This window comes from Aquirufa sp. ROCK-SH2, from assembly GCF_054558315.1.
Window position 1 is genome coordinate 145,713 of the sequence record NZ_JBPXKB010000001.1, and the last position, 23,690, is coordinate 169,402.

Annotated in this window: 16 protein-coding genes; 6 read left to right on the forward strand and 10 right to left on the reverse strand. The window is 35.9% G+C overall.

Annotated elements, in window-relative coordinates:
* Positions 1-9: 9 nt before the first annotated feature.
* From purQ to V7S79_RS00635, 4 genes are all read right to left on the reverse strand, one after another.
* On the reverse strand, positions 10-702 hold the full coding sequence (gene purQ / locus V7S79_RS00620) for a phosphoribosylformylglycinamidine synthase I (RefSeq protein ID WP_459488472.1): 693 nt from the start codon (positions 700-702) through the stop codon (positions 10-12).
* Positions 703-764: 62 nt separating this feature from the next.
* Positions 765-2,351: a M1 family metallopeptidase gene (locus tag V7S79_RS00625; RefSeq protein WP_459488473.1), complete on the reverse strand. Its 1,587-nt coding sequence runs from the start codon at positions 2,349-2,351 to the stop codon at positions 765-767.
* 100 nt (positions 2,352-2,451) lie between these two features.
* Complete coding sequence (ahcY, locus tag V7S79_RS00630; protein WP_459488475.1) at positions 2,452-3,768, reverse strand: adenosylhomocysteinase; 1,317 nt, start codon at positions 3,766-3,768, stop codon at positions 2,452-2,454.
* Positions 3,769-3,985: 217 nt separating this feature from the next.
* Positions 3,986-5,278: a UDP-N-acetylmuramoyl-tripeptide--D-alanyl-D-alanine ligase gene (locus tag V7S79_RS00635; RefSeq protein ID WP_459488476.1), complete on the reverse strand. Its 1,293-nt coding sequence runs from the start codon at positions 5,276-5,278 to the stop codon at positions 3,986-3,988.
* A 92-nt stretch (positions 5,279-5,370) separates the two neighbouring features.
* Here V7S79_RS00635 and V7S79_RS00640 point away from each other — a divergent pair, with 92 nt between their 5' ends.
* Positions 5,371-7,470 carry an FG-GAP-like repeat-containing protein gene (locus V7S79_RS00640; RefSeq protein ID WP_459488478.1) on the forward strand — a complete coding sequence of 700 codons (2,100 nt, stop codon included), beginning with the start codon at positions 5,371-5,373 and terminating at the stop codon, positions 7,468-7,470.
* Between the two features lie 105 nt (positions 7,471-7,575).
* On the opposite strand, the gene V7S79_RS00645 is transcribed toward V7S79_RS00640, so the two are convergent.
* Positions 7,576-8,535, reverse strand: coding sequence for a sulfite exporter TauE/SafE family protein (locus V7S79_RS00645; protein ID WP_459488480.1), 960 nt, complete (start codon positions 8,533-8,535; stop codon positions 7,576-7,578).
* A 128-nt stretch (positions 8,536-8,663) separates the two neighbouring features.
* Between V7S79_RS00645 and leuS the strand changes: the two genes are divergently transcribed.
* On the forward strand, positions 8,664-11,486 hold the full coding sequence (gene leuS, locus V7S79_RS00650) for a leucine--tRNA ligase (protein ID WP_459488481.1): 2,823 nt from the start codon (positions 8,664-8,666) through the stop codon (positions 11,484-11,486).
* Positions 11,487-11,493: 7 nt separating this feature from the next.
* On the opposite strand, the gene V7S79_RS00655 is transcribed toward leuS, so the two are convergent.
* The 5 genes from V7S79_RS00655 to pdxA form a co-directional block, all read right to left on the reverse strand.
* Positions 11,494-11,784, reverse strand: coding sequence for a helix-turn-helix domain-containing protein (locus V7S79_RS00655; protein WP_459488483.1), 291 nt, complete (start codon positions 11,782-11,784; stop codon positions 11,494-11,496).
* A complete protein-coding gene (locus V7S79_RS00660) occupies positions 11,750-11,974 on the reverse strand; it encodes a type II toxin-antitoxin system RelE/ParE family toxin (protein ID WP_459489259.1) in 225 nt (74 codons plus the stop codon). Before V7S79_RS00660 ends, V7S79_RS00655 begins: the two co-directional genes overlap by 35 nt.
* A gap of 261 nt (positions 11,975-12,235) precedes the next feature.
* Positions 12,236-14,677, reverse strand: coding sequence for an endonuclease MutS2 (locus V7S79_RS00665; RefSeq protein ID WP_459488485.1), 2,442 nt, complete (start codon positions 14,675-14,677; stop codon positions 12,236-12,238).
* Complete coding sequence (locus V7S79_RS00670) at positions 14,674-15,600, reverse strand: NAD(P)-dependent oxidoreductase (protein ID WP_459488487.1); 927 nt, start codon at positions 15,598-15,600, stop codon at positions 14,674-14,676. The genes V7S79_RS00665 and V7S79_RS00670 overlap by 4 nt, the downstream gene beginning before the upstream one ends.
* Entirely contained in the window at positions 15,601-16,608 is a 1,008-nt protein-coding gene (pdxA, locus tag V7S79_RS00675) for a 4-hydroxythreonine-4-phosphate dehydrogenase PdxA (RefSeq protein WP_459488488.1), read from the reverse strand.
* Between the two features lie 266 nt (positions 16,609-16,874).
* Here pdxA and V7S79_RS00680 point away from each other — a divergent pair, with 266 nt between their 5' ends.
* Genes V7S79_RS00680 through V7S79_RS00695 form a run of 4 tightly spaced genes read left to right on the forward strand, consistent with a single transcriptional unit; the run spans position 16,875 to position 23,673 of the window.
* Entirely contained in the window at positions 16,875-20,735 is a 3,861-nt protein-coding gene (locus tag V7S79_RS00680; protein WP_459488490.1) for a pyruvate carboxylase, read from the forward strand.
* Between the two features lie 4 nt (positions 20,736-20,739).
* Positions 20,740-21,492, forward strand: coding sequence for a PI-PLC domain-containing protein (locus V7S79_RS00685; RefSeq protein WP_459488491.1), 753 nt, complete (start codon positions 20,740-20,742; stop codon positions 21,490-21,492).
* A 36-nt stretch (positions 21,493-21,528) separates the two neighbouring features.
* The gene (locus V7S79_RS00690; RefSeq protein WP_459488492.1) at positions 21,529-22,428 is read left to right on the forward strand and encodes a sugar phosphate isomerase/epimerase family protein; all 900 of its coding nucleotides are present in this window, start codon (positions 21,529-21,531) and stop codon (positions 22,426-22,428) included.
* Positions 22,429-22,452: 24 nt separating this feature from the next.
* On the forward strand, positions 22,453-23,673 hold the full coding sequence (locus tag V7S79_RS00695) for a TCR/Tet family MFS transporter (protein WP_459488494.1): 1,221 nt from the start codon (positions 22,453-22,455) through the stop codon (positions 23,671-23,673).
* The last annotated feature ends 17 nt before the right edge of the window (positions 23,674-23,690 follow it).

The following is a 23,690-nucleotide window of genomic DNA, read 5'->3' on the forward strand; positions in this document are numbered from 1 at the left end:
GTTGGAAAATTAAACTAATTGAGGTGAAATAATCAATTGCTTGATAATTTCTAAACCATCGGTATTGGCTAAATCTGGATCAGCCGCTCTTTCTGGATGTGGCATCATGCCAAATACATTGCGCCCCTCATTACAAATTCCAGCAATGTTTAATAAACTACCATTTGGATTGGCTGCTTCGGTTACTTGGCCATTTTCATCGCAATAATAGAACAATATTTGGTCATTGTCTTTTAGAGATGCCAAAGTTCTTTCATCGGTAAAATACCTTCCTTCTGCGTGTGCAATAGGGATTTTGTACGCTTTTTGAAGATCTAATTCTTGAGTCAATAATGAATTATTGGTCGCAGCTTTTAAATAGATATTTTTTGAAATGAATTTTTGTGAGTTGTTTCTCAACAAAACTCCGGGAACCAAATGAGCCTCCACTAAAACTTGGAATCCATTGCAAATACCCATTAAATAGCCACCATCTTTGGCATGTTTAATGACATTGTCCATGATAGGAGAGAAGCGTGCGATGGCTCCGGATCTCAAATAATCGCCATAAGAAAAACCTCCTGGAACAATGATGAAATCACAATTTTCTAAACTTGTTTGTTTGTGCCAAAGCTTTACCGCTTGATGACCTAAACTTTCAATCACCCCAACTGTATCATCATCACAATTTGACCCTGGGAATACTATTACACCAAATTTCATTCTGCTAATTTTTTAAAAATTTCAGCAAAAATACGGCTTTTTGTTTATTTATCCGCCGAATTTTAAAGCTTTTCTACACTTATTAAATAATGTTCTTTGTCTACGATAGGTTCTTGATTTAATTCAATTTCTTGCCAAATTGATTTGGGAGTAATTGGGGTTCCTGATTTTAGTATAATAGGAAAGTTGATTTCGTCCTTTAAATTCGTCCAACGGAATTTCATTTTCCATTTACCCTCATTTGATTCACTACTATATTCCAATTTTGGAATTTCTGTTTGGAACAAATAATAATTCATGATTTCTTTGATTGATCCATGCAACTGGCTATCGAAATAATCAAGCACCTCTTTGGTATTGGTATTTTTGTGGTAAAATGTTTCGCAAAAGCCTTTCAATGTTTTGAACCAAAGGACATCATCATTAACTATATTTCGTAAAGTATGGAACATCCATGTACCTTTGAAATACATATCAGAATCGGGACTTTGATAATTAACTCCATAAGGTCCTACGATCGGGTAACGGTATCTAATGCTACTTTTCTGTCCATTTAAATACCTTTGTGCGATATCTTTTCCCGACTTTTCTTCTAAATATACCGCTTCCGCATAAGTGCCAGTTGCTTCATGTATCCATAAATCGGCATGATCTGAGCATGAAATGGAATTTCCAAACCATTCATGTGCTGATTCATGAATGATGATGAAGTCGAACCCAAATGCATTGTTTTTATAATGATTTCCATAAGCAACGGCGCTTTGGTGTTCCATCCCCCAATAATCGGTTTCTACTAATGCATAACCATCTTTTGGGAATGGATAGGGGCCAAAATATTTATCAAAAATCAATAGCATTTCTCTGCTTTGTTGAAAATGTGCCCTTGCTTTATCAATATTTGGCTTTAAAACATAGTAATCGAGATTCAACTCTTGACCATTGTACTGAGTTAATTTTTCTTGCCAATGAGCGTAATTGGCAATGTTTAATGATACATTGTAGGTGTTAATCGGGTAGGAGACATGCCAATGACTAATTGCATTTTCTTTGTTTTCTATTCGATTGACCAAATTTCCATTGGCAACAGCCATTAAATTTTTGGGAGCCTCTATTCGGATATCCATACTAGTAGGTTCATCGGATGGATGGTCTTTACAAGGCCACCAAACGGAAGCACCCAAACCTTCGCAAGAAACAGTTACCCAATCATTGCCTTCTGGATCTTTTGTCCAAGAAAAACCTCCATCCCAAGGCGGTTTAACGGCTGGTCTAGGTTGTCCAAAATAGCTAATTTCGATTTTATGATTTTCGCCTTTGACTAAAACTTTTGGGAATTGAATAAAAATGGCATTTCCATCTCTTTGGTAGGAAACTTTTTGGTGATTGAATGAGATTTCCTTGATGGACAAATTTTGAAATAAATCTATTTGAATTTTACGTGTGTTTTCTTTCACGAGAAATGAAATGATATTCTTCCCAATGATTTCTTTTTTTGAAGGAATTACTTTGACGCTTAAATCATAATGTATGACATCGAAAGAGGTTCTTTCTTTACTTAATTGCCCTCTTAAACTATCTGCATGAGTAAATTTTTGTGCAACTGAAATTTGGAAAAAAGATATTAGAACTACGATTAGTAAATATTTCATTTGATAGAGTAATGGTAAGGGAATTCTTTCGTTTAAAAATTTAAATATAAAAAAAGCCTTGAGTAATCCCAAGGCTTTTTTTACTAAATCAATTAAAATACTAGTATCTGTAATGCTCAGGCTTGAATGGCCCATTTGCATTTACGCCAATATAATCAGCTTGTTCTTTTTCTAATGTTTCTAATTTAGCACCGATATGTGCCAAATGTAAGAAAGCAACTTTCTCATCCAAATGCTTTGGTAAGATGTAAACTTTGTTTTCGTAGTTTGCTGAGTTAGCCCAAAGTTCTAATTGTGCCAAAGTTTGATTACAGAATGAATTTGACATCACAAAAGAAGGGTGACCCATCGCGCAACCTAAATTTACCAAACGACCTTCTGCTAAAACGATGATGTTTTTCCCATCAATCGTGTACATATCTACCTGTGGTTTAATTTGATTCTTAGAAGAACCATAATTTTCATTTAACCAAGCCATGTCTATTTCATTGTCGAAGTGACCAATGTTACAAACAATTGCTTTGTCTTTCATTGCTTTGAAATGACGATCACGGATGATCTTAACATTACCTGTTGCAGTTACAAAAATGTTAGCTCTTGAAGCTGCTTCATCCATAGTAACTACTTCAAATCCATCCATTGCAGCTTGTAAAGCACAAATTGGGTCAATTTCAGTCACTAATACACGACAACCTGCTCCACGCAAAGATTCAGCAGAACCTTTTCCTACATCGCCATATCCAGCAACAACTGCCACTTTTCCAGCCAACATTAAGTCAGTAGCACGACGAATCGCATCTACTAATGACTCTTTACAGCCATATTTATTGTCAAATTTCGATTTCGTTACCGAGTCATTTACATTGATAGCAGGTAAATGCAAGGTTCCGTTTTTCATACGCTCGTATAAACGGTGAACACCTGTTGTAGTTTCTTCTGATAGACCTTTGATGCCTTCGATTAATTCTGGATATTCATCAAAAACCATGTTAGTTAAATCACCACCATCATCCAAAATCATATTTAAGGGTTGTTTTTCTTCACCAAAGAATAAAGTTTGTTCAATACACCAATTGAATTCTTCCTCATTCATGCCTTTCCATGCATAAACGGGAATTCCAGCTGCTGCAATAGCTGCTGCGGCATGATCTTGAGTAGAGAAAATGTTACATGAAGACCAAGTAACATCAGCACCCAAAGCTGTTAAAGTTTCAATTAACACAGCAGTTTGAATAGTCATGTGTAAACATCCTGCAATTCTTGCACCTTTAAGCGGTTGTGCAGCACCAAATTCAGCTCTAAGAGCCATTAAACCTGGCATTTCTGCTTCTGCTAATTGAATTTCTTTGCGGCCCCAATCTGCCAATGCAATGTCTTTAACCTTGAATGGTACATACGTACCTGATGAATTTGCCATATGATTTTTTAAGTCGATTTCTTAATAAAGTGCAAAAATACGAAAAAGATGTAAGATGTAGGATGTATGATGTAAGATTTTTCGAGATATCTATTTATCGGTTAATTTGTTATGATTTTGGAAGAGAAGAGAGAAGAGAGAAAAGAGAAGAGAGAAAAGAGAAAAGAGAAAAGAGAAAAGAGAAGAACATCTTACATCATACATCTTACATCTTACATCATCCCTCCAAAAAAGCCAAAACACTTTCCAATTGTATGCCTCTAGAGCCTTTCACTAAAATATAACTATGTTGAATAGGATGATCTTGCAACCAATTATGTAGGCCAAATTTGTCTGGGAAATAGTAGGCCTGTGGTAAATGTTTTAAAGCAAATTGCATTTGTTCACCGACCAACAGGACTTTCTGGAATTGGCAATGGCTGATTAATTCTCCAAGCATTTCATGCTCATGTTGTGATTCATTGCCTAGTTCAAACATATCTCCTAAAATGACTAATTTAGGTTCATTTTCGGTTTCATTGAAGTGTTGAATGGCGGCAGACATGGAGGAAGGATTGGCATTGTAAGCATCCATTAAAACTTGATTTGTTCCAATTTTCATAAACTGAGAACGATGGTTGCTGGGTTGGTAGGTGCGAATTCCTTCGTGACATTGTTCATCACTTAATCCAAAATAATGGCCAATTGCCAAGGCCATTTGAATGTTTTCAAAATTGTAGATGCCAGGTAAATGACTTTTAACTTGCTCCCCATTTGTTGTTTGGTAAATCACCGTAGGTTTTGCTCCTAAAAGTTCAGTGGGTATTCCTTGATTAATTTCAATAACTTCTTTAAAAGTAAACTTCTCATAAATTTCGCGTACTGCATTGGAATTTTTGGGAATAAAAACAGTAGAATGATGTTCTGATAAATATTGAAATAATTCTCCTTTCCCCTTCTTAACCCCTTCAATTCCTCCAAATCCTTCCAAATGTGCTTTACCGATATTGGTAATTAAACCATGTGTGGGCTGCGCAATATGTACTAATTCATGAATGTCACCTTGTTTGTTTGCACCCATTTCGATGACTGCAATTTCATGTTCAGGACGTATTCTTAATATGGATAAAGGGACCCCGATATGATTGTTTAAATTTCCAAAAGTCGCATAGCAATGCATTTTTTGAGATAAAACGGAATATATTAATTCTTTGGTCGTTGTCTTTCCATTAGAACCAGTTAATCCAATAATGGGAATTTGAAGTGTTTTTCGATAATCACTAGCCAAATCCTGTAGAGCTTTTAAGCCATCTTCCACTAAAAGAGTTTCTGGGAAAATGTCAAATTCTGGATCATCAATGACAACAAATTTGGCTCCTTTTTGAATGGCTTCTTGGGCTAATTGATTGGCATTGAAATTTGGTCCTTTCAAAGCAAAGAATATGTTGCCAGTTTGGATTTTCCGAGTGTCCGTTGAAACGCCAGTGCTGGATAAAAATTTCTCTAAAAGTGTTGAATTGTTGATCTTCATTTTAATTTTACAAAGCCTATTCAATAATTACCCACAAATATCGAATGAAATTTTTAGTATTTCTCCTTTTCTTGCTAATGCCTCTGAAAATTTTGTCTCAAAGTGGCAATTGGAAGGAAATTCAAACAATTTCTGTCGAGCAAAATAGCCATTTACTTAAAATGCCCTTTGCAGGTAGTTTTAATTCGGCCCAAGTGGAATCCATCGATTTGAATGCAGATGGAATCGAAGATTTAGTCGTGTTCGATCGGACCTGTCAAAAATTAAGTACATTCTTGGCTGAAAATTCTTCCTCGGCTAATTCCTATATATACGCACCCTTTTATGAGAAACAGCTACCCTTGATTGAAAATTGGTTTCATTTGATTGATTTTGATGGGGATCTGAAAAAAGATTTATTCTGCTACTCCGCTGCCGGAATCAAATTGTACAAAAATGTGGGTCAAGGAAACCTAAATAAATTTGTCCTTTTTCAAGATCCATTGTATTCTGAGGGATTTTCAGGAAAAATAAATTTATACGTGGCGCCAAGTGATATTCCCGCCATTGGCGATTTAGACGGAGATGGGGACCTAGATATTTTAGCCTTTGAACCAGCAGGTCATTTTTTGGAATTACATCAAAATTTTAGTGTGGAAAAATCAGGAAAGCCAGATATCGACTATAAGAGAACTGTTCAGGGCTGGGGTAATTTTATACATAATGATTGTAAGGATATCGTTTTTGGTACAAGCTTTAGTAATGGAATTCAAACACAATCAGTCAATAGCGCAGAAAATACACTACATGTTGGAAATGCTTTATCACTTTGGAATTCGTCTAAAAATACGTCCATGGATTTGTTGTTTGGGCATATCTCATGTTCCAATTTAGTGCATTTATCAAATACAGGTACTGGTTTAAAACCAAATTTTGAACTCACCACTTATGATTTTCCAAGAACAAATCCAGTAAATGTTGCTGCTTTTGCTTATGCAAATTCAGTTGACCTTAATCGTGATGGTAAAATGGATTTGTTGGTATCTACTAACACATCAGACAATGTCAATTACACGCAAAATTTCCAGAAAAATTTACTCTATTTTCAACAAGTAGGTTCCGAATTAATTAAACAAACTGACGGCTTTTTGCAGGATGAAATGATTGATGTGGGGGAGAAAGCTAGTCCTGTTTTTTGGGACGCAGATCAGGACGGTGATTTGGATTTATTAATTGGAAATGCTGGAATTAGAGGTGAAAAAGGAGTTAGAGCTTCTATTTATTATTATGAGAATTCAGGTTCCAATTCCAATCCTACCTATTTATTTCGTAGCAAAGATTTTATGCAATTTTCAGAAAAAAATCAAAGTACGAATTTGCGTTTGCAAACAGTCGATTGGAATTTAGATGGAAAGAAAGATTTGGTATTGAATTTTGAAACATTTGTTGATTCACAAATGCAGGTTCTGATAGCTGGGAAACAAGAATTTGTTTCATATAATTTGAAAAATATTTCTTTAGGAGAATCAGTGTATTTAAAGGATGTTGATCAAGATGGAATTTTGGATGCTTTTGTTTTAAGTAAATCGGGACAAATACAACGATTTCAATTAAAGGAAACAAAATCGTATGGTTTAGAATGGAAGCTCATGGAACCTGATTTGTTTTCATTATCTTCTTTGAAAACCTGGTCGATTCAGAGTTTCGATTTTTTGGATGATGTTGGTGATGGGCAATTAAAATTGATGGCAATGGACAAAGTGGGTAATATACATTGGGCAGAGATAGATTGGGTCAATCATTCAATCATTGAAAAACCGGTTCCTGCTGAAATGGCCTTTAATTATGGGAAAAATACATCCATTCAGTCTTTCGATTGGAACCAAGATGGTAAACAAGATTTATTGCTTGGCTTGGGAGGAGGAGGTATTCGTTTGTTTCAGAATAATAACAGTTCTCCAATTTTGGATAATAAAGAGGCAATTATTCAAATTTGGCCTAATCCAAACCAAGGCGAGTTTTTCATTCGCACGGCTGAAAAGGGACAAATTAGGATAATGGATTTTCAAGGAAAGCTTATTTATGAAAATCTCAACATCCCTGCTTTGGAATCAAATCGTATTCTTTTAAACTCAGAAATCAAAGGCGTATTTTTCGTTCAGTTTACTGGAGAAAGTAGAAAGCGTGGAGTTAGGAAGATTATTTTGGAATAGATTTATCTTTATTTTTTACTACAATATTTTCTATTTATCACAACGGACACAAAGATATTGTTATCACTACTTAACTCTTACCTTTACCTTTTACAGCTCTTCTTATTAAAAAAACTTCGGAGCTCCTAAGACGATTTGTCTAATAGACACAATGATGACCACCAAGCCGACTAAAATCATCATGGATTTGACAGGAATTTTATTGGCTAATCTTGCAGCGATAGGTGCTGCAATAACTCCGCCTAAAATTAAACCAAAAATAACTTGCCAATAGCCCAAACCTATTACCGTAAAAAAGGTAATTGAACTAGCTAAGGAAACAAAAAATTCAGTTAGGTTAACAGATCCAATGGTGTATTTAGGGTGTCTTCCGGAGGCAATTAGGGTAGAGGAAACGATGGGTCCCCAGCCGCCGCCACCAATGGAATCTAAATAAGCTCCAAATAGAGCTAAGATACCCAAGCGTTTGGTCGGCTTCTTCTGTATACGTTTAATCAAAGCTTTTCGAATGATAATCACACCTAATATTAAAGTGTAAACCGAAACAATCGGTTTGATGTATCCCGCATATTCTTCTAAACTTGAAAGGACATAAGCCCCTAAAATAGCACCTATGATGCCTGGTATGACCAAGGTTTTAAATAATTTGGAATTCACATTGCCAAATTTTAAGTGCATATAGCCAGAAACACCTGATGTAAATACTTCCGATGCATGCACGCTGGCAGATGCAGCAGCCGGAGTGATGCCTACAGATAATAAAAATGTTGTGGCTGTGACTCCATAAGCCATTCCCAAAGCGCCATCTATCATTTGGGCGATAAAACCACCCATGACGTAGTATAAAACATCTGGAGTAAGTTCTGTCCACAATCCTGAAATTTTTTCTGGAGTAAAATAAGTGAATAATAAGTGCCCAACAATCATTAATGCTATCGCATTACTAATATGAATGATGACTTCAGTAATGCTTCTTTCTCGTTTCCAAATGATATTAACTGCTTTTAAAAAGCTAGGAAAATGCGATTTTATTTCGTTTTGTTCTTTGTTGGATTCAGCCGACATAAAGGGTTTATTCTAGTATTTACCTACAAAGTTAATAGACTTTACTTAATCTACCAATAAAGTAGAGTAAATATTTTTTCACAAAAAAGGCGTAATTTGCATTCCTTTTTAAAAATTAGAAGAATCACATGCGTACAGAGTATCATTTTCGTGAAATCGAAAAGCAATGGCAACAGTTTTGGGAAGAGAATAAAACCTTTCAAGCCAATATCAATCCTGATAAACCCAAGTATTATGTCTTAGATATGTTTCCGTATCCATCGGGAGCGGGTTTACACGTTGGGCATCCACTTGGATATATAGCATCAGACATTGTTGCTAGATATAAAAGACTCCAAGGTTTTCAGGTGTTGCATCCCATGGGTTTTGATTCATTTGGTTTACCAGCTGAGCAATATGCCATTCAAACGGGTCAGCATCCTGCTATTACAACAGAACAAAATATTACTAGATATATTGAGCAATTAAAGAACATGGGTTTCTCCTTTGATTGGTCAAAGGAAGTTCGTACTTCCGATGCTTCTTATTATAAATGGACACAGTGGATTTTTATGCAATTGTTTAATTCTTGGTACAATCAAGAATCTGATAAAGCTGAATCCATCGATTCTCTAAAAGATATTTTAGCTCAAAAGGGCTCAATAGGCTTGAGGGCTGTATGCGATGAAGAATTGCCAAGGATCGATGCAGTTACTTGGAATAATTATTCAGAGGATGAAAAATATGCCTATTTATTAGGTTTTAGATTGGCTTATTTGGATGATTCAGTCGTGAATTGGTGTCCAGCCTTGGGTACAGTTTTGGCCAATGATGAAGTTAAGGATGGAGTTTCAGAAAGGGGAGGATATCCGGTTGAACAAAAGAAAATGCGTCAATGGTCGATGCGAATTACAGCCTATGCAGATCGTTTGTTGCGAGGATTGGAAGAGATTGATTGGTCTGATTCTTTAAAAGAACAACAAAGAAACTGGATTGGGAAGTCGACAGGAGCGGAGGTTGAATTCGACATAGATCAAGTGCCTTCTTCTTTGCAAGGAAAGAAAATTAAAGTTTTTACTACACGAGTTGATACCATTTATGGTGTTTCATTCATGGTTTTAGCACCTGAGCACGAATGGGCTTTGGATTTGACTACACCTGAACAACAAACTGCTGTTGAGGAATATATTCACTGGGCAAAATCTCGTTCAGAATTAGATCGTTTATCGGAAGTAAAACAAGTCTCGGGAGTATTTACTGGATCTTACGTAATTAATCCATTGAATAATGAAAAAGTGCCAATTTTCTTAGCGGACTATGTTTTAGCGGGTTATGGAACGGGCGCTGTGATGGGTGTGCCTTCAGGTGATCAACGAGATTGGAATTTTGCAAAACATTTTGATTTGCCAATAATCCCTATTTTAGATGCTCAAGTAGCTATTGATAAACAAGCGGACAACACAAAAGAAGGAAAATACATTAATTCAGGAATGATTAATGGTTTGAATTATAAAGAAGCGACGCAGAAATTAGTCGCCTGGTTGGAAGAGAAGGGGATTGGAAAAGGAAAGATTCAGTTTAGAATGCGTAATGCGGTTTTTTCCCGTCAACGCTATTGGGGAGAGCCAGTTCCGGTTTATTTCAAGCCAAATAATCAAGGAGAATTATTGCCCTATTTAATTCAGGAGTCTGAATTGCCTTTGGAATTACCTAAAATTGACAAGTATTTGCCAACCGAAACAGGTGAACCTCCATTGGGAAGAGCGGCTGATTCATGGAAATACCAAGGAAAGTACGATTATGAATGGTCTACCATGCCAGGTTGGGCAGGTTCATCTTGGTATTGGTACCGATATATGGATGCTAAAAATAAGGACTTCTTTGCTAGCAAAGAATCCATCGAGTATTGGCAAGCCGTCGATTTATACATTGGTGGTTCTGAGCATGCAACTGGGCACTTGTTGTATTCTCGTTTTTGGAACAAATTTTTGAAAGATTTGGGCTATGTCAAAGAAGAGGAATTTGCTAAGAAATTGATTAACCAAGGAATGATTCAAGGAAGATCAAACTTTGTCTATCGTTTAAAAGAATCAGATAAAGTTACTTTTGTTTCCTACGGATTAAAAGATCAATATGATGTAGTAGCCTTGCATGTGGATGTTAACATTGTGGAGAATGATGTATTGGATATTGAAGCATTTAAGTCGAGCAGAAATGACGTTCCAGCGGATGCTGAGTTTATCTTAGAAGATGGTAAATATGTGTGTGGATGGGAGGTTGAAAAGATGTCAAAATCTAAATTCAATGTGGTTAATCCAGATGATTTAATTGCCAAATATGGAGCAGATACATTACGTGTCTACGAAATGTTTTTAGGTCCATTGGAGCAATTTAAGCCTTGGAACACCAATAGTATTTCTGGTTCGCATAATTTCTTACGTAAAGTATGGCGTTTGTTTTTTGATGAGGTGAGTTTTAAGTCCAAATTAACAGATGAGGCTGCTAAACCAGAAGAATTAAAAGTTTTACATACGGCCATTCGAAAGGTTCAAGAAGATTTAGAGCGTTATTCATTTAATACAGTGGTATCTACTTTGATGATTTGTGTCAATGATTTAACGCAATTGAAATGCTCTAAAAAAGCTATTCTAAAGGAATTAGTTGTTTTATTATCTCCGTATGCGCCACATATTTCAGAGGAATTGTGGGTAGCATTAGGTGAGGAGGCAGGTACCCTTTCTACAACGAAATTTCCTGTATTTAATGCGAATTTCTTGGAAGAGGATGAATTTAAATATCCAATTTCCTTCAATGGAAAAGTGAAATTAACAATTCCTTTTTCAGCCACAGCAAATCCTCAAGAAATTGAATTAGCTGTATTAGCGAATGAACAAGTATTAAAAATTTTAGCAGGAGTGTCACCTAAAAAGGTCATTGTGGTACCTAAGCGAATTGTGAATATTGTTTTGTAAGATTGATTTAATCTAAATGAAGTGATATTTTTCTTCCCAATCCTGTTTCAATTAATTTGAACAGAGTTGAAAGTTGAATATCACTTTTTCCATTTTCAATTCTCGAAATAAAGCTTTTTTTAGCACCAATTTTATCTGCTAATTCTTCTTGAGTCAATTGTGCTAATTTTCTTTGCTCTTTAATGAGTTCGCCAATAGCGAAAGACTTAGCTTTATTTTCAAAAAGATTTCTTTTTTCTGAGCCAATTTGGCCATATCTTTTGTCAAGATGTTCCGCAAATGTTGTTATATTTTTCATTTGTTTTTAAAATATTCTTTTTTTTTAATTTTTCCGCTATTTGGATCTCTTTTTGAGGTGTTTTTTTGCTTTTTTTATGAAATCCATTGAATAAAATCACTAAGCTAAGCTCGTCGAAACAACAAAAAATCCAAAAAATATTACTTTGAAATTCTATTCTAACTTCATATAATCCATTCTGGTTTTTAATTTTTTTTCAAAAATTTAATAGGAACCCTTTCTGTAATTGAAATTAAATATAAAACCTCATCAAGTTTATATTTTTCTCGTTCAGTTAATGATTGATAAAAAGTTTCAAAATAATCCTTGTAAAAAATAATATTGCGAATTATTTTCATTGTAAAGTTAACTAATAGTGGAACTATTTAAAGCAAAATAGTTTTTTTTACAAGGTCAATAAGTATTTTCAGAATGTATTTGATTTTACTGATAAGTTGTAAAATTTATCAGTTTACTTGAGATTTACAATCGAAATCCCTGCACCCCCTCGGTCAGCATGTTCATCTTGCACGGATTTAACTTGAGAATAGCGTTTTAATTGCTCTCTGATTAAATTTCTTAAAATTCCATCACCTTTTCCGTGGAGAATTTTAACTTCATTAGAACCCAATAAAATCGCGTCATTCATGTATTGATCCACTAAGTTATAAACTTCTTCGCCGCGTTTACCTCGAATATCCAATGTCAAACTAAACTGAGCCATACGATCGTTCATATCTATTCCGCGCATTCCCAAAGGCTTTTGCTTCTCCTGTTTCGGGCTAGCCACTCTTTGTAATCGATTGACTTTAATGGTACTCCGTATTCCCCCTAAAGCAATCACTGCATCTTTGCCTTTTAATTCCAAAATTTGCCCAATCGTTGCTTCCTCTCCACCATTTTGAATGGCTACCCAATGTCCAATTTCTAAAGGTCCCGTGAAAATTTTAGGAGTTTGGCTTGTGTTTTTTGAACTCTTTATATTCGGTTCCTCATGAAGTTTTTTCTGTACAAATCCTTCTAATTCCTCTCTGACTTTCTTCGTTTCTTCTTTACCTGCAGCTTTTTCTTTTATTTCTCGAATTGTTCTTTCAATTTGTTGATTAGCTTCTCGAACTAATTTTTTAGCTTCTGCTTTAGCCGCATTGATGATGTTTTTTTGCTCTTCCTGTAAATGGTTTTTTAATTGTTCATATTGCTCCTTAATAACCTTCGATTGTTCATTTTGAGCTTCTAATCCCGCATTTTTACTTGCCCAAATTTGCTTTTCAGTTTCAGTTTCAAGCAATAATTTATCAAAATCAACCTGTTTTTTACCAATTTTCTTTCTGGCGTTTTCAATGATCTGGTTGGGTAAGCCAATCTTCTGAGCAATTTCAAACGCAAAGGAGCTCCCTGGTTTACCCATGTCTAAAATAAACATCGGCTCTAAGTGCGCTGTATCATATCGCATTGCCGCATTGAACAATCCTTCTTTTTTATCTGCCAAACTTTTCAAATTGGAAAAGTGTGTGTTAATGGCTCCAAAACAGCCTTTATCTGTTAGTTTTTCTAATATAGCCTCCGCAATTGCACCACCCAAACTTGGTTCCGTTCCGGTTCCAAATTCATCTACTAATACCAAGGTTTTTGCATTAGCATGTTGCAAAAAATACTTCATATTGCTCAAGTGAGAACTATAAGTACTTAGCTCATTTTCAATGTTTTGTTCATCCCCCATATCCAAAAAGATTTGTTGGAAAAAACCTATGGTACTTCCTTCTTGCAAAGGAACTAAACAACCTGCTTGAAAGATATATTGTAGCAATCCTACCGTACTCAAGGTAACCGATTTACCCCCAGCATTCGGACCAGAAACTACCATGATTCGTTTTTTGTCTTCCAATCGAATCGTCAATGGCTTAATTTTTTTTCCTATTTTCTTCAAAGAATCTTCTAAAATCGGATGTCGAGCTTCTTGCCAATCGACCATGGGCGATTCGCTCACATGTGGTAATATTCCTGAATGCTCTATTGCCCAAAGTGCTTTTGCTCGAATAAAATCAATCAATCCTAGCCATTGAAACCATTGCAATAACATGGGAACCATCGGTCTAACTCGGTTAGATAATCTGCTTAAAATTTGGATGATTTCTCTTTTTTCAGCTGATTCCAACGATTTGATTTCATTGTTCAAGGCCAATGCCTCTGCAGGTTCCATGTACACTGTTTTACCAGTATCCGATTCATCTTGAACAAATCCTTTGATTTTTCTTTTATGCTCTGCAGCCAATGGAATAACCATTCGTCCGTTTCTTAAAGCCAAAGAAAAATCCTTACTTACCCAACCTTGTTGCTGGGCTTGTGACAATAAATTGTCTAATTTTTTTCTCAAACTTTGTTCTTCTGCAAACTTTTTCCTTCGGATATCACCCAAAGCAATAGATGCATTTTCTTTGATATTACCATTGATATCAAAAACGCGGTCCAGCTCTTGAAGAATGGGGATTATTTGCCTAAAATCACTACCCGTTTCTTGATTTTTTGATATAATCTGCTGAGTAATTTTGTGAATTTCTGGGTATTTTTCAGCATCAATTCCATTGAAAAATCGGATGCATTGATAGAGAACATCCAAACCCCTTTGCCAATCGCGCCATTCTTCTGCAGATAAATAATGGCCTTCCAAACTGAGAGGTGAAATACTTTGTCTTAAATCATAAAAATCTACTTGAGGCCATTCTCCTCCATGTTCAGACAAAATACTTTTCATCTCATCTACTTGATGAACCCATTGTTTGACCAGAGGAAATCGATCAGAAAAGCGCATTTTATCTACAAATTCTTGGCCCATTGTACTTAAACAATGTTGGCTGATTTGTTCCTTGATATGCGTAAATCCTATTTTCTCTGCTAATCCTTCTGGGTAATTCATGAATGGTAATATGACTTGATTTTTTCTAATAAGACTTCGTTGATTTTCCAATAACTTTCGTTGGTCCAACCTGCTACGTGTGGACTGAAAATCGTATTCGGGAATTTACTGATCGAATTGAACATGTTTATTTCTGATTCTGACCAACTTTTTAGCTTTTCATTGGGTAAAACATCCAAGGCCAAGGCTTTGATTTTTTTAGTTTCAAGACCCCATAAATACGCTTCCATTGTGCCAATTTGACCTCTTGAGCTATTGATTAAGACAATGTTTTTTTTAAAACGCATTAAAAATTCTTTGGAAATCATGCCTTTAGTTTCTTCGGTTAGAGGAACGTGAAGACTCACTATATCCGCCTGCTCAAATAGGTCTTCCAAACTTGCAGCGAATTTTTTTGCAGGATGATATTTGTCATAGGCTAAAATAGAAACTCCAAATCCTTGGATTTTTTCTGCTAGCGCCTGTCCCATATTTCCAAATCCAATAATTCCTATCGTTTTTCCATGGATTTCCCAACCTCTATTTCCTTCTCTATCCCAAATCCTATTTTTTACTTCTATATCGGCGATATGTAATCGATGTGCCAAACTCAATAGTTGTCCAATAACATGTTCAGCCACAGCGTCTTTATTACCCTCATTGGCTGCAAAGACTTGAATGTTTCTTTTTTTGGTTGCTTCTAAATTAATCAGATCCAAACCTGCACCAGCTCTTGCTATGAATTCAAGATGAGGTGCTTTTTCTAGAAAATCTTCATCAATGAAAATTTTGCTTCGTACAACTAATCCTGAAATTTCTGACAGGTGAGTTGCAATTTGTTCTTTTTCAATTTGAGGTAAATAAATTGCCCTAAAGCCTTGATTTTCAAGGCCTATAATCATGGATTCATGAATCTCATCGATGATAAGAACTTGCTTACTCATTTAGGAATACATTCTATTTTTAACTAAATCTAAAGCCAAATAAAGTGCATGTAAAAAGGAACTTGGATCCGCAATATTCTTACCAGCAATATCATAGGCTGTCCCATGGTCTGGTGAGGTTCGAATGATAGGTAATCCTGCCGTAAAATTCACTCCCGTTTCAAAAGTAATGTATTTGAAAGGAATTAATCCTTGGTCATGATACATGCCTAAAACCCCATCAAATTCTTTGAATTGTGCTTTTCCGAAAAATCCATCAGCCGGATAGGGTCCTAAAACAACCTTTCCTTTCTTCCTATATTCCTCTACAATGGGTTGTATAATTTCAATTTCCTCTTGACCTAAAAGACCAGATTCTCCAGCATGTGGATTTAATCCTAAAATAGCTAATTTGGGTTTTTCTATACCAAAATCTTCTTTTAAGCTCTTTAGAAATAAATCGATTTTTGTACGTAGTAATTCGCCACTTAATGCCTTACTGACATCCTGAAGCGGTATGTGTCCAGTAGCTACACCCATTCTGAAATCGCCACTCACCATCATCATCAAGGAAGATTTTGCTTCAAATCTTTCTGTTAAATATTCGGTATGACCTGGGAAATTAAACGACTCAGATTGAATATTATGTTTGTTGATTGGAGCTGTGACCAAGGCGGATAAGCCTCCTGTATCCAAATCTTTCGCTGCTTTTTCTAAACAATCAAAAGCTGCTTTTCCTGCTTCTTGAGTTACTTTTCCTGGTTCAACTAAAGTTTGAGAGTCATCAAAAGACGCAATTAGGTACGTTTGGGATTTTTGAATTTGTCCAAGATTTTGAATGGTTTGAATATTCCAATCTTTTAATTCTAATTGTTTTCTGTAAAAATTTAGCACCTTTTGGGAGCCATAAATGACAGGAGTACACCAATTTAAAATTCTTGGACTACTCAAGGCTTTTAATATTATTTCTGGTCCAATGCCATTGTAATCACCCAAAGAAATGCCAATGATAGGCTTTTTATCGCTCATGTTTTGTTCTCGAAAAAATTTCAAATGGCAAGATAACAAAATTATAGGGAAGGGTTCGCAATTTATGGTTTTGTAATGGTACAATCTTGTTTATTTTTTTATAAAATAATCACTCTAAATTTTAGAGAGCATGATTATTTTGTTTTTTTGGTAACGAACCCGATAATAATTGTAAAATTTTAATATTTTAAGAATAAAATTGAACTTAGTGTATCATTTTTCCAATTTATTTTACATTTTTGTTATAATGCATTAAATGAAGTATTATGCCAAAATCATACGTAAAGAAAATTTCAAGTCTTCTAATCGCGAATCGCGGTGAAATTGCCATTCGAATCATGCGTGCCGCATCGGAGTTAGGTATTAAAACGGTTGCTGTTTATACCTTCGAAGATCGTTATTCATTGCACCGTTACAAGGCAGATGAAGCATATCAAATTGGTAAAGACAATGAGCCTTTGAAACCTTATTTGGATATTGAAGGATTAATTTCACTTTGTAAATCGAAGAAAATTGACGCTATCCATCCTGGATATGGATTTTTGTCTGAAAATGTAGGTTTGGCTACTCGATGCAGAGAAGAAGGAATTGTGTTCGTTGGACCATCTCCTGAAGCAATGAATGCTTTAGGCGATAAAGTAAAAGCGAAGGAAGCTGCTTTGAAAGCAAATGTTCCTATGATTCAAGATTCTGATGGAGATGTTTCTGTCTATGAAAATGCCTTATCAGAAGCAAGACGCATTACTTTTCCTGTAATGGTGAAAGCTGCTGCCGGTGGTGGTGGTCGTGGAATGCGTGTTGTTCGTACAGAAGAAGAATTAGAAAAAGCCCACTCTGAAGCTAAAAATGAGGCAAAAAATGCTTTTGGAGATGATACTTTATTCATTGAAAAATTCATTGATGATCCCAAGCACATTGAAGTGCAGTTATTGGGTGATCAACATGGAAATTTGGTACACCTTTATGAGCGTGATTGTTCGGTTCAAAGACGTTTTCAAAAAGTGGTGGAGGTTGCTCCTTCTTTTGGCTTAAAAGAAGAAACTAAACAAAAATTATATGCCTATGCACTTTCCATCGGAAAGGCAGTTAATTATTACAATGCAGGAACCGTTGAGTTCCTTGTCGATAAAGATGAAAATATATATTTCATCGAAGTAAATCCTCGTATTCAAGTAGAACACACGATTACAGAGGAGGTAACGGGTATTGATATTGTTCGTACACAAATATTAGTTGCACAAAATTACCGATTATCTGATCCAGGTATTTTTATTCAAAGTCAAGAAAAAATACCTTTAAATGGTTTTGCGATTCAATGTAGAATCACTACAGAAGATCCTTCTAATGGTTTTAAACCAGATTTTGGTACAATTATCGCCTATCGAAATGCTGCTGGTTTCGGCATTCGTTTGGATGAAGGTTCTTCTTATCCTGGAGTGAAAATTTCTCCTTATTTTGATTCAATGTTAGTGAAGGTTTCTGCTAAAGGAAGAACCTTGAGAGGAGCATCTGAGCGTTTGAATAGAGCATTGTCGGAGTTTAGAATTCGTGGGGTAAAAACTAACATTCCTTTTTTAAGAAACGTTATTACGCATCCCGTTTTTCAAGAAGGTAATTGTACAGTTCCTTTCATCGCGAATCATCCAGAATTATTTAATATTCGTCCAACTCGTGATCGATCAACCAAGGCTTTACGTTATTTGGGCGAAGTGATTGTGAATGGAAATCCTGATGTGAAGGTAAAACCAAGCACTGCTTTCCGTGTTCCGATTATCCCTGCTTTTGATGAAACAACGGAATTCCCTCGCGGTCATAAGCAGTTGTTGATGGAAATGGGTGCTGAGAAATTTGCTAAACATATTCGCGATTCAATGCAAGTGCTTTTTACAGATACGACCTTCCGCGATGGGCACCAATCTTTGTTGGCTACGCGAGTAAGAACTCAAGATATGTTGGCCGTGGCATCTGGATTTGCTAAATCTTTTCCAAATCTATTTTCCATGGAAGTATGGGGCGGGGCAACTTTCGATGTTGCCATGCGCTTTTTACATGAGTCGCCGTGGAGACGTTTAGAAGAATTTCGAGAGGCAATGCCTAATATGTTACTTCAAATGTTATTTAGGGGTTCCAATGCCGTTGGATATTCCGCATATCCAGATAATTTAATCGAGAAATTTGTAGAGAAATCTTCTGAAGCAGGAATTGATGTGTTCCGTATTTTCGATTCATTGAACTGGATAGATGCGATGAAAGTTTCCATCAAAGCAGTTCGAGAAAGAACTCCTGGTATTGCTGAGGCCGCTATTTGTTATACAGGCGATGTATTTACCAATGAAAAATACAACATGCAATATTACTTAGATATGGCGCGTCAGTTGGAAGATGCTGGTGCACATATGTTGGCAATAAAGGATATGGCTGGACTTTTACGTCCGTTTCAAGCTGAAAAATTAGTGACTGAATTGAAGAAAGCAGTAGCTATTCCCATTCATTTACATACACATGATACGGCATCGGTTCAATCTGCTACTTATTTAAAAGCCATTGAGGCGGGAGTTGATGTAGTAGATGGGGCTTTAGCCGCTATGTCTGGATTAACCTCTCAGCCGAATTTAAATTCATTGGTTGCTATGATGCAAGGTCATCCTGCAGATAGCCAATTGGATTTAGATCGAATGAATGAATATTCCAATTATTGGGAGGCTGTGCGTGCCATGTATTTTCCTTTTGAATCAGAATTGAAAGCAGGTACGGCTGAGGTGTATAATAATGAAATACCAGGTGGACAATACACCAATTTGCGTGGTCAAGCCATTGCTTTAGGGGTGGGTGATAAATTTGAATTGTTGAAAGAAAATTATTCTGAGGCTAACAAATTATTTGGAGATATTGTAAAAGTAACTCCCTCTTCAAAAGTGGTTGGAGATATGGCCATCTTTATGACGGCAAATAGCCTTTCTGCTGAAGACGTTTATGCCAAAGGTTCTACTTTATCTTTCCCTGAATCTGTCAAAGACTTTTTTAAAGGTGGATTAGGACAACCTTATCAAGGATTCCCGAAACAATTACAGGAAATTGTATTAAAAGGAGAGTCTCCAATGGAAGGCAGGCCGAATGATACATTAGCGCCAATTGATTTTGAGAAAGATTTTGCAGCGTTTCAATTGAAATTCCCTGACAATGAAGGTGGATTTTTTGATTATTTATCTTACAAAATGTATCCAAAAGTGTACGAAGATTTTTATAAAAATCAAGCACTTTACGGTGATTTATCTGCCATGCCAACCCCTGCATTTTTGTATGGATTGAAGCAAGACGAAGAAATAATGATTACCATCGAGCCTGGTAAAACCATCATTGTTAAATACTTGTATATGTCAGATCCTGATGAGTCAGGTTTGAGAAATATTACCTTTGAATTAAATGGTCAAGCTCGACGTTTAAAAATATTAGATAAGAATATCAAGGTTGAACGTGCTCAGCACGTCAAAGCCAAACAAAAAGGCGACATCGGTGCACCATTGCAAGGCCGATTGAGTCGTATTTTGGTTAAACCAGGAGATGAGGTAAAGAAAAATGCACCGCTTTATGTCATCGAAGCCATGAAAATGGAATCCATTGTTTCTGCTCCATTTGAAGGAATTATAGGGAATGTGGTTTTAAATGAAGGAACTGTAGTAGAACAAGAAGATTTAGTTTTGACTTTGGAAGAAGCGAAACTTCCTGAGCCAGATGTGGACGAGTATTTGTTTGTTTATGGTACATTGAGAAGAGATTGTGGCAATGACTTACATCGCTTGATTGCAAGAAACTCAGATTATGTCGGAATGGCGACCTATCAAGGACAAATGTATCAATTGGACGAATATCCAGGTATTGTAGCTTCTGAAAATTCTACCGACCAAGTGGTTGGTGAATTGTATTTATTATCTAATACAATCAAATTGTTAAACGTTTTGGATGAATACGAAGAATTCGATGCGGATAATTTGGATAAAAGTTTGTTTGTTAGAACTCGTGTGAAAGTTCAAGTAAAAGGTGAAGAAATTGAGACGTATGCTTACTTGTATAATCGTCCAGTTGATCCTAAAAATCGAATTGTCTCAGGTGATTTTTTAAAGAAATAATGCAATGAAAAATGGACTTTTAGTATTCGTTTTTTTGATTTTTAGTCAAATTTTATGGGCTCAAAATCCACTGAGGAGAGCTCATGCACACAATGATTATGAGCACCAAAAGCCATTTTTTGAAGCGTTTAATTTAGGTTTTGGATCGATTGAATCCGATGTATATGCCGTCAATGGTGAATTGTTGGTTGCACACGATGTGAAAGATTTGAAAGCAGATAGAACTCTAAAATCACTTTACTTAGAGCCCATCGTCAATGTATTGAAAGAAGATAAGCAAGGTAATTTTCATCAGTTTTTAATTGATTGCAAAACTTCTTCCGAAGAAACTTTGCCATTGATTATTAAGGCTTTGGAGCCTTATGCTGATTTGATTCAAAAACGAGGCTTGCGCATTGTTATTTCTGGTAATCGCCCTGTTGTGAAAGATTTTATTTTGGCACCTGCATTTATCACTTTTGATGGACGTTCTAATGAAAATTATGGTCCTGGAATTGATAAAAAAGTGGAACTGGAAAGCGATGCTTTTTATAAATTTGGAATTTGGGATGGTCAAAAACCCATGTCAGCAGAATTGAAAGCAAAATTGAAAAATTACATCGATAAAGTGCACGCTCAGGGTCGTAAAGTACGTTTATGGGCAACACCAGATACCTTATTGTCCTATCAAACATTTTATGATTTAGGCGCAGATTATTTGGGAACTGATCATTTAATGGATTTAGCTGATTATTTGCGTTTGGGAATCAGTAAATAGTTTAGATATTTGACTTTTAGTTAAAAATCTAAACCTATGATGAATCGACGAATATTTCTACAAAACAGTTCTTTGTTTGCATTAGTGGCGAGTCTGCCATCTGTGACATTTAAGCAAAATTTTAAATTAGGCTATTCTGCCATTACATGGGGTGGAAAAGATTTGCAAGCGATAGAAGAAATAGCTTCTTTGGGATTCAAAGGGATTCAATTAAGAGCTAATACCTATGCACCATTTAAAGACAAGCCAGAAGAATTAAAAGCTGCTTTAGATAAATCAGGTTTACAATTAGTGATGTTTTCAAGTGGAAATGTAGAAGTTGATCCTGCTAAAGTGGAAGCTAGTATTCAACAACATGTGAACCATGCCAAATTTGTGAAAGCTTTGGGCGGGAATGCCATTCAATTGACCAATTCATTGAGAAAAAAGGATCAAATTCCTACTGAACAGGAATTAATTCGTTTAGCGGAGGTTATGAATGAAATTGGTGCTAAAACAAAAGAATTAGGTGTTCAAGCAACTTATCATAATCACATGAATCAATGGGGAGAAACTCCAGAGGAGGTTGACATCATTGTAAAGCACATGGACGCTTCTAAAATTCAATTAGAATTAGATGTGGCGCATTATTTTCAAGGAGGAGGAAATCCAGCTGAGGCTGTGTTGAAATACAAAAAGATTTTACATAGTCTACATATCAAAGATGTTGAATCGCCAATCAAAGGGCAAGAGTCGAATCCTAAATCGTATAAATTCGTAGAGTTGGGAGAAGGTAAAGTAAATCTTGTGGACGTTTTCAAAAATTTGGAAAAAATTAATTTCAAAGGTTGGGCTATTGTAGAGTTGGATGGTGTTCCTTCGCCGACTAAAACACCTTTACAGTGTGGAACTACTAGCAGAAATTTCTTAAGAGATAAAATAAGCTACCAATTTTAGTATCTTGCAGGCAAATTAATATGTATGTCGAGTAAGAGAAACCCTGCGATTGGATTTATTTTTATCACTTTGGTGATTGATGTGTTAGGAATAGGCTTAATTGTGCCTATCATGCCGACATTGATTAGAGGATTTACGGGGGGCGATTTAAGTACAGCTTCACAATATTCTGGCTGGTTAATGGCTTCCTATGCCATCATGCAGTTTTTCTTTTCTCCCATTCTAGGTGGCTTATCCGATCGTTTTGGTCGGAGGCCTATTATTTTGGCATCTTTATTTGGTTTTTCCATTGATTATTTAATTTTAGCCAATGCGCCTGATATTACTTGGTTATTTGTTGGTCGATTATTAGCCGGAATTACGGGTGCAAGTTTTACAACTGCGCAAGCCTACATTGCAGATGTTTCGAAACCTGAAGATCGTGCCAAAAACTTTGGTTTAGTGGGAGCCGCATTTGGAATTGGATTTATTATTGGACCCGCAGTAGGAGGGATGTTAGGTCATTACGGCGTTCGAGTGCCATTTTATGCGGCAGCTGTATTAACCTTTGTCAACGCGCTGTATGGCTATTTTGTGTTACCTGAATCTTTAGCAAAATCGAATAGAAGAAGTTTTGATTGGAGTAGAGCAAATCCATTGGGCTCATTAAAGCATTTGACTAAATATCCAGTGATCGCAAGCTTGGTTGGAGGTTTCTTTTGTTTACAATTAGCTGGGCAAGCTCATCCAAGTACTTGGTCTTATTTTACCATGAAGGTTTTTAATTGGACTCCTACCGAAGTGGGTTATTCTTTAGCATTTGTTGGTCTAATTGTTGCCATTATTCAAGGTGGATTAAATCGTATTATTCTTCCAAAAGTGGGTGAAAGAAATGCCGTTATTTTTGGATTGTTATTGTATGGTTTGGGATTTGTCTTGTTTGCATTAGCTACCAAATCTTGGATGATGTATGCTTTCATGATTCCATTTGGATTAGGTGGATTGGCTGGTCCAGCTTTACAGAGTTTGATTACACAGCAAGTAGGAGCAAATGAACAAGGGGAATTACAAGGTGGATTAACAAGTTTACAATCGATTACAACGATCTTTGGGCCACTTGTTGCATCTAATCTTTTTGCCTATTATACAAGTGATAAGGCTCCATTTCAATTTCCCGGGGCTGCTTTTTTGGTGGCAGGAATATTGGTTTTTATTGGCTTAGCGATTTCGATTCGTGCCTTACCTAAAAAGTCAAAATTGGGTTAGGAAATCAGATTTTGATA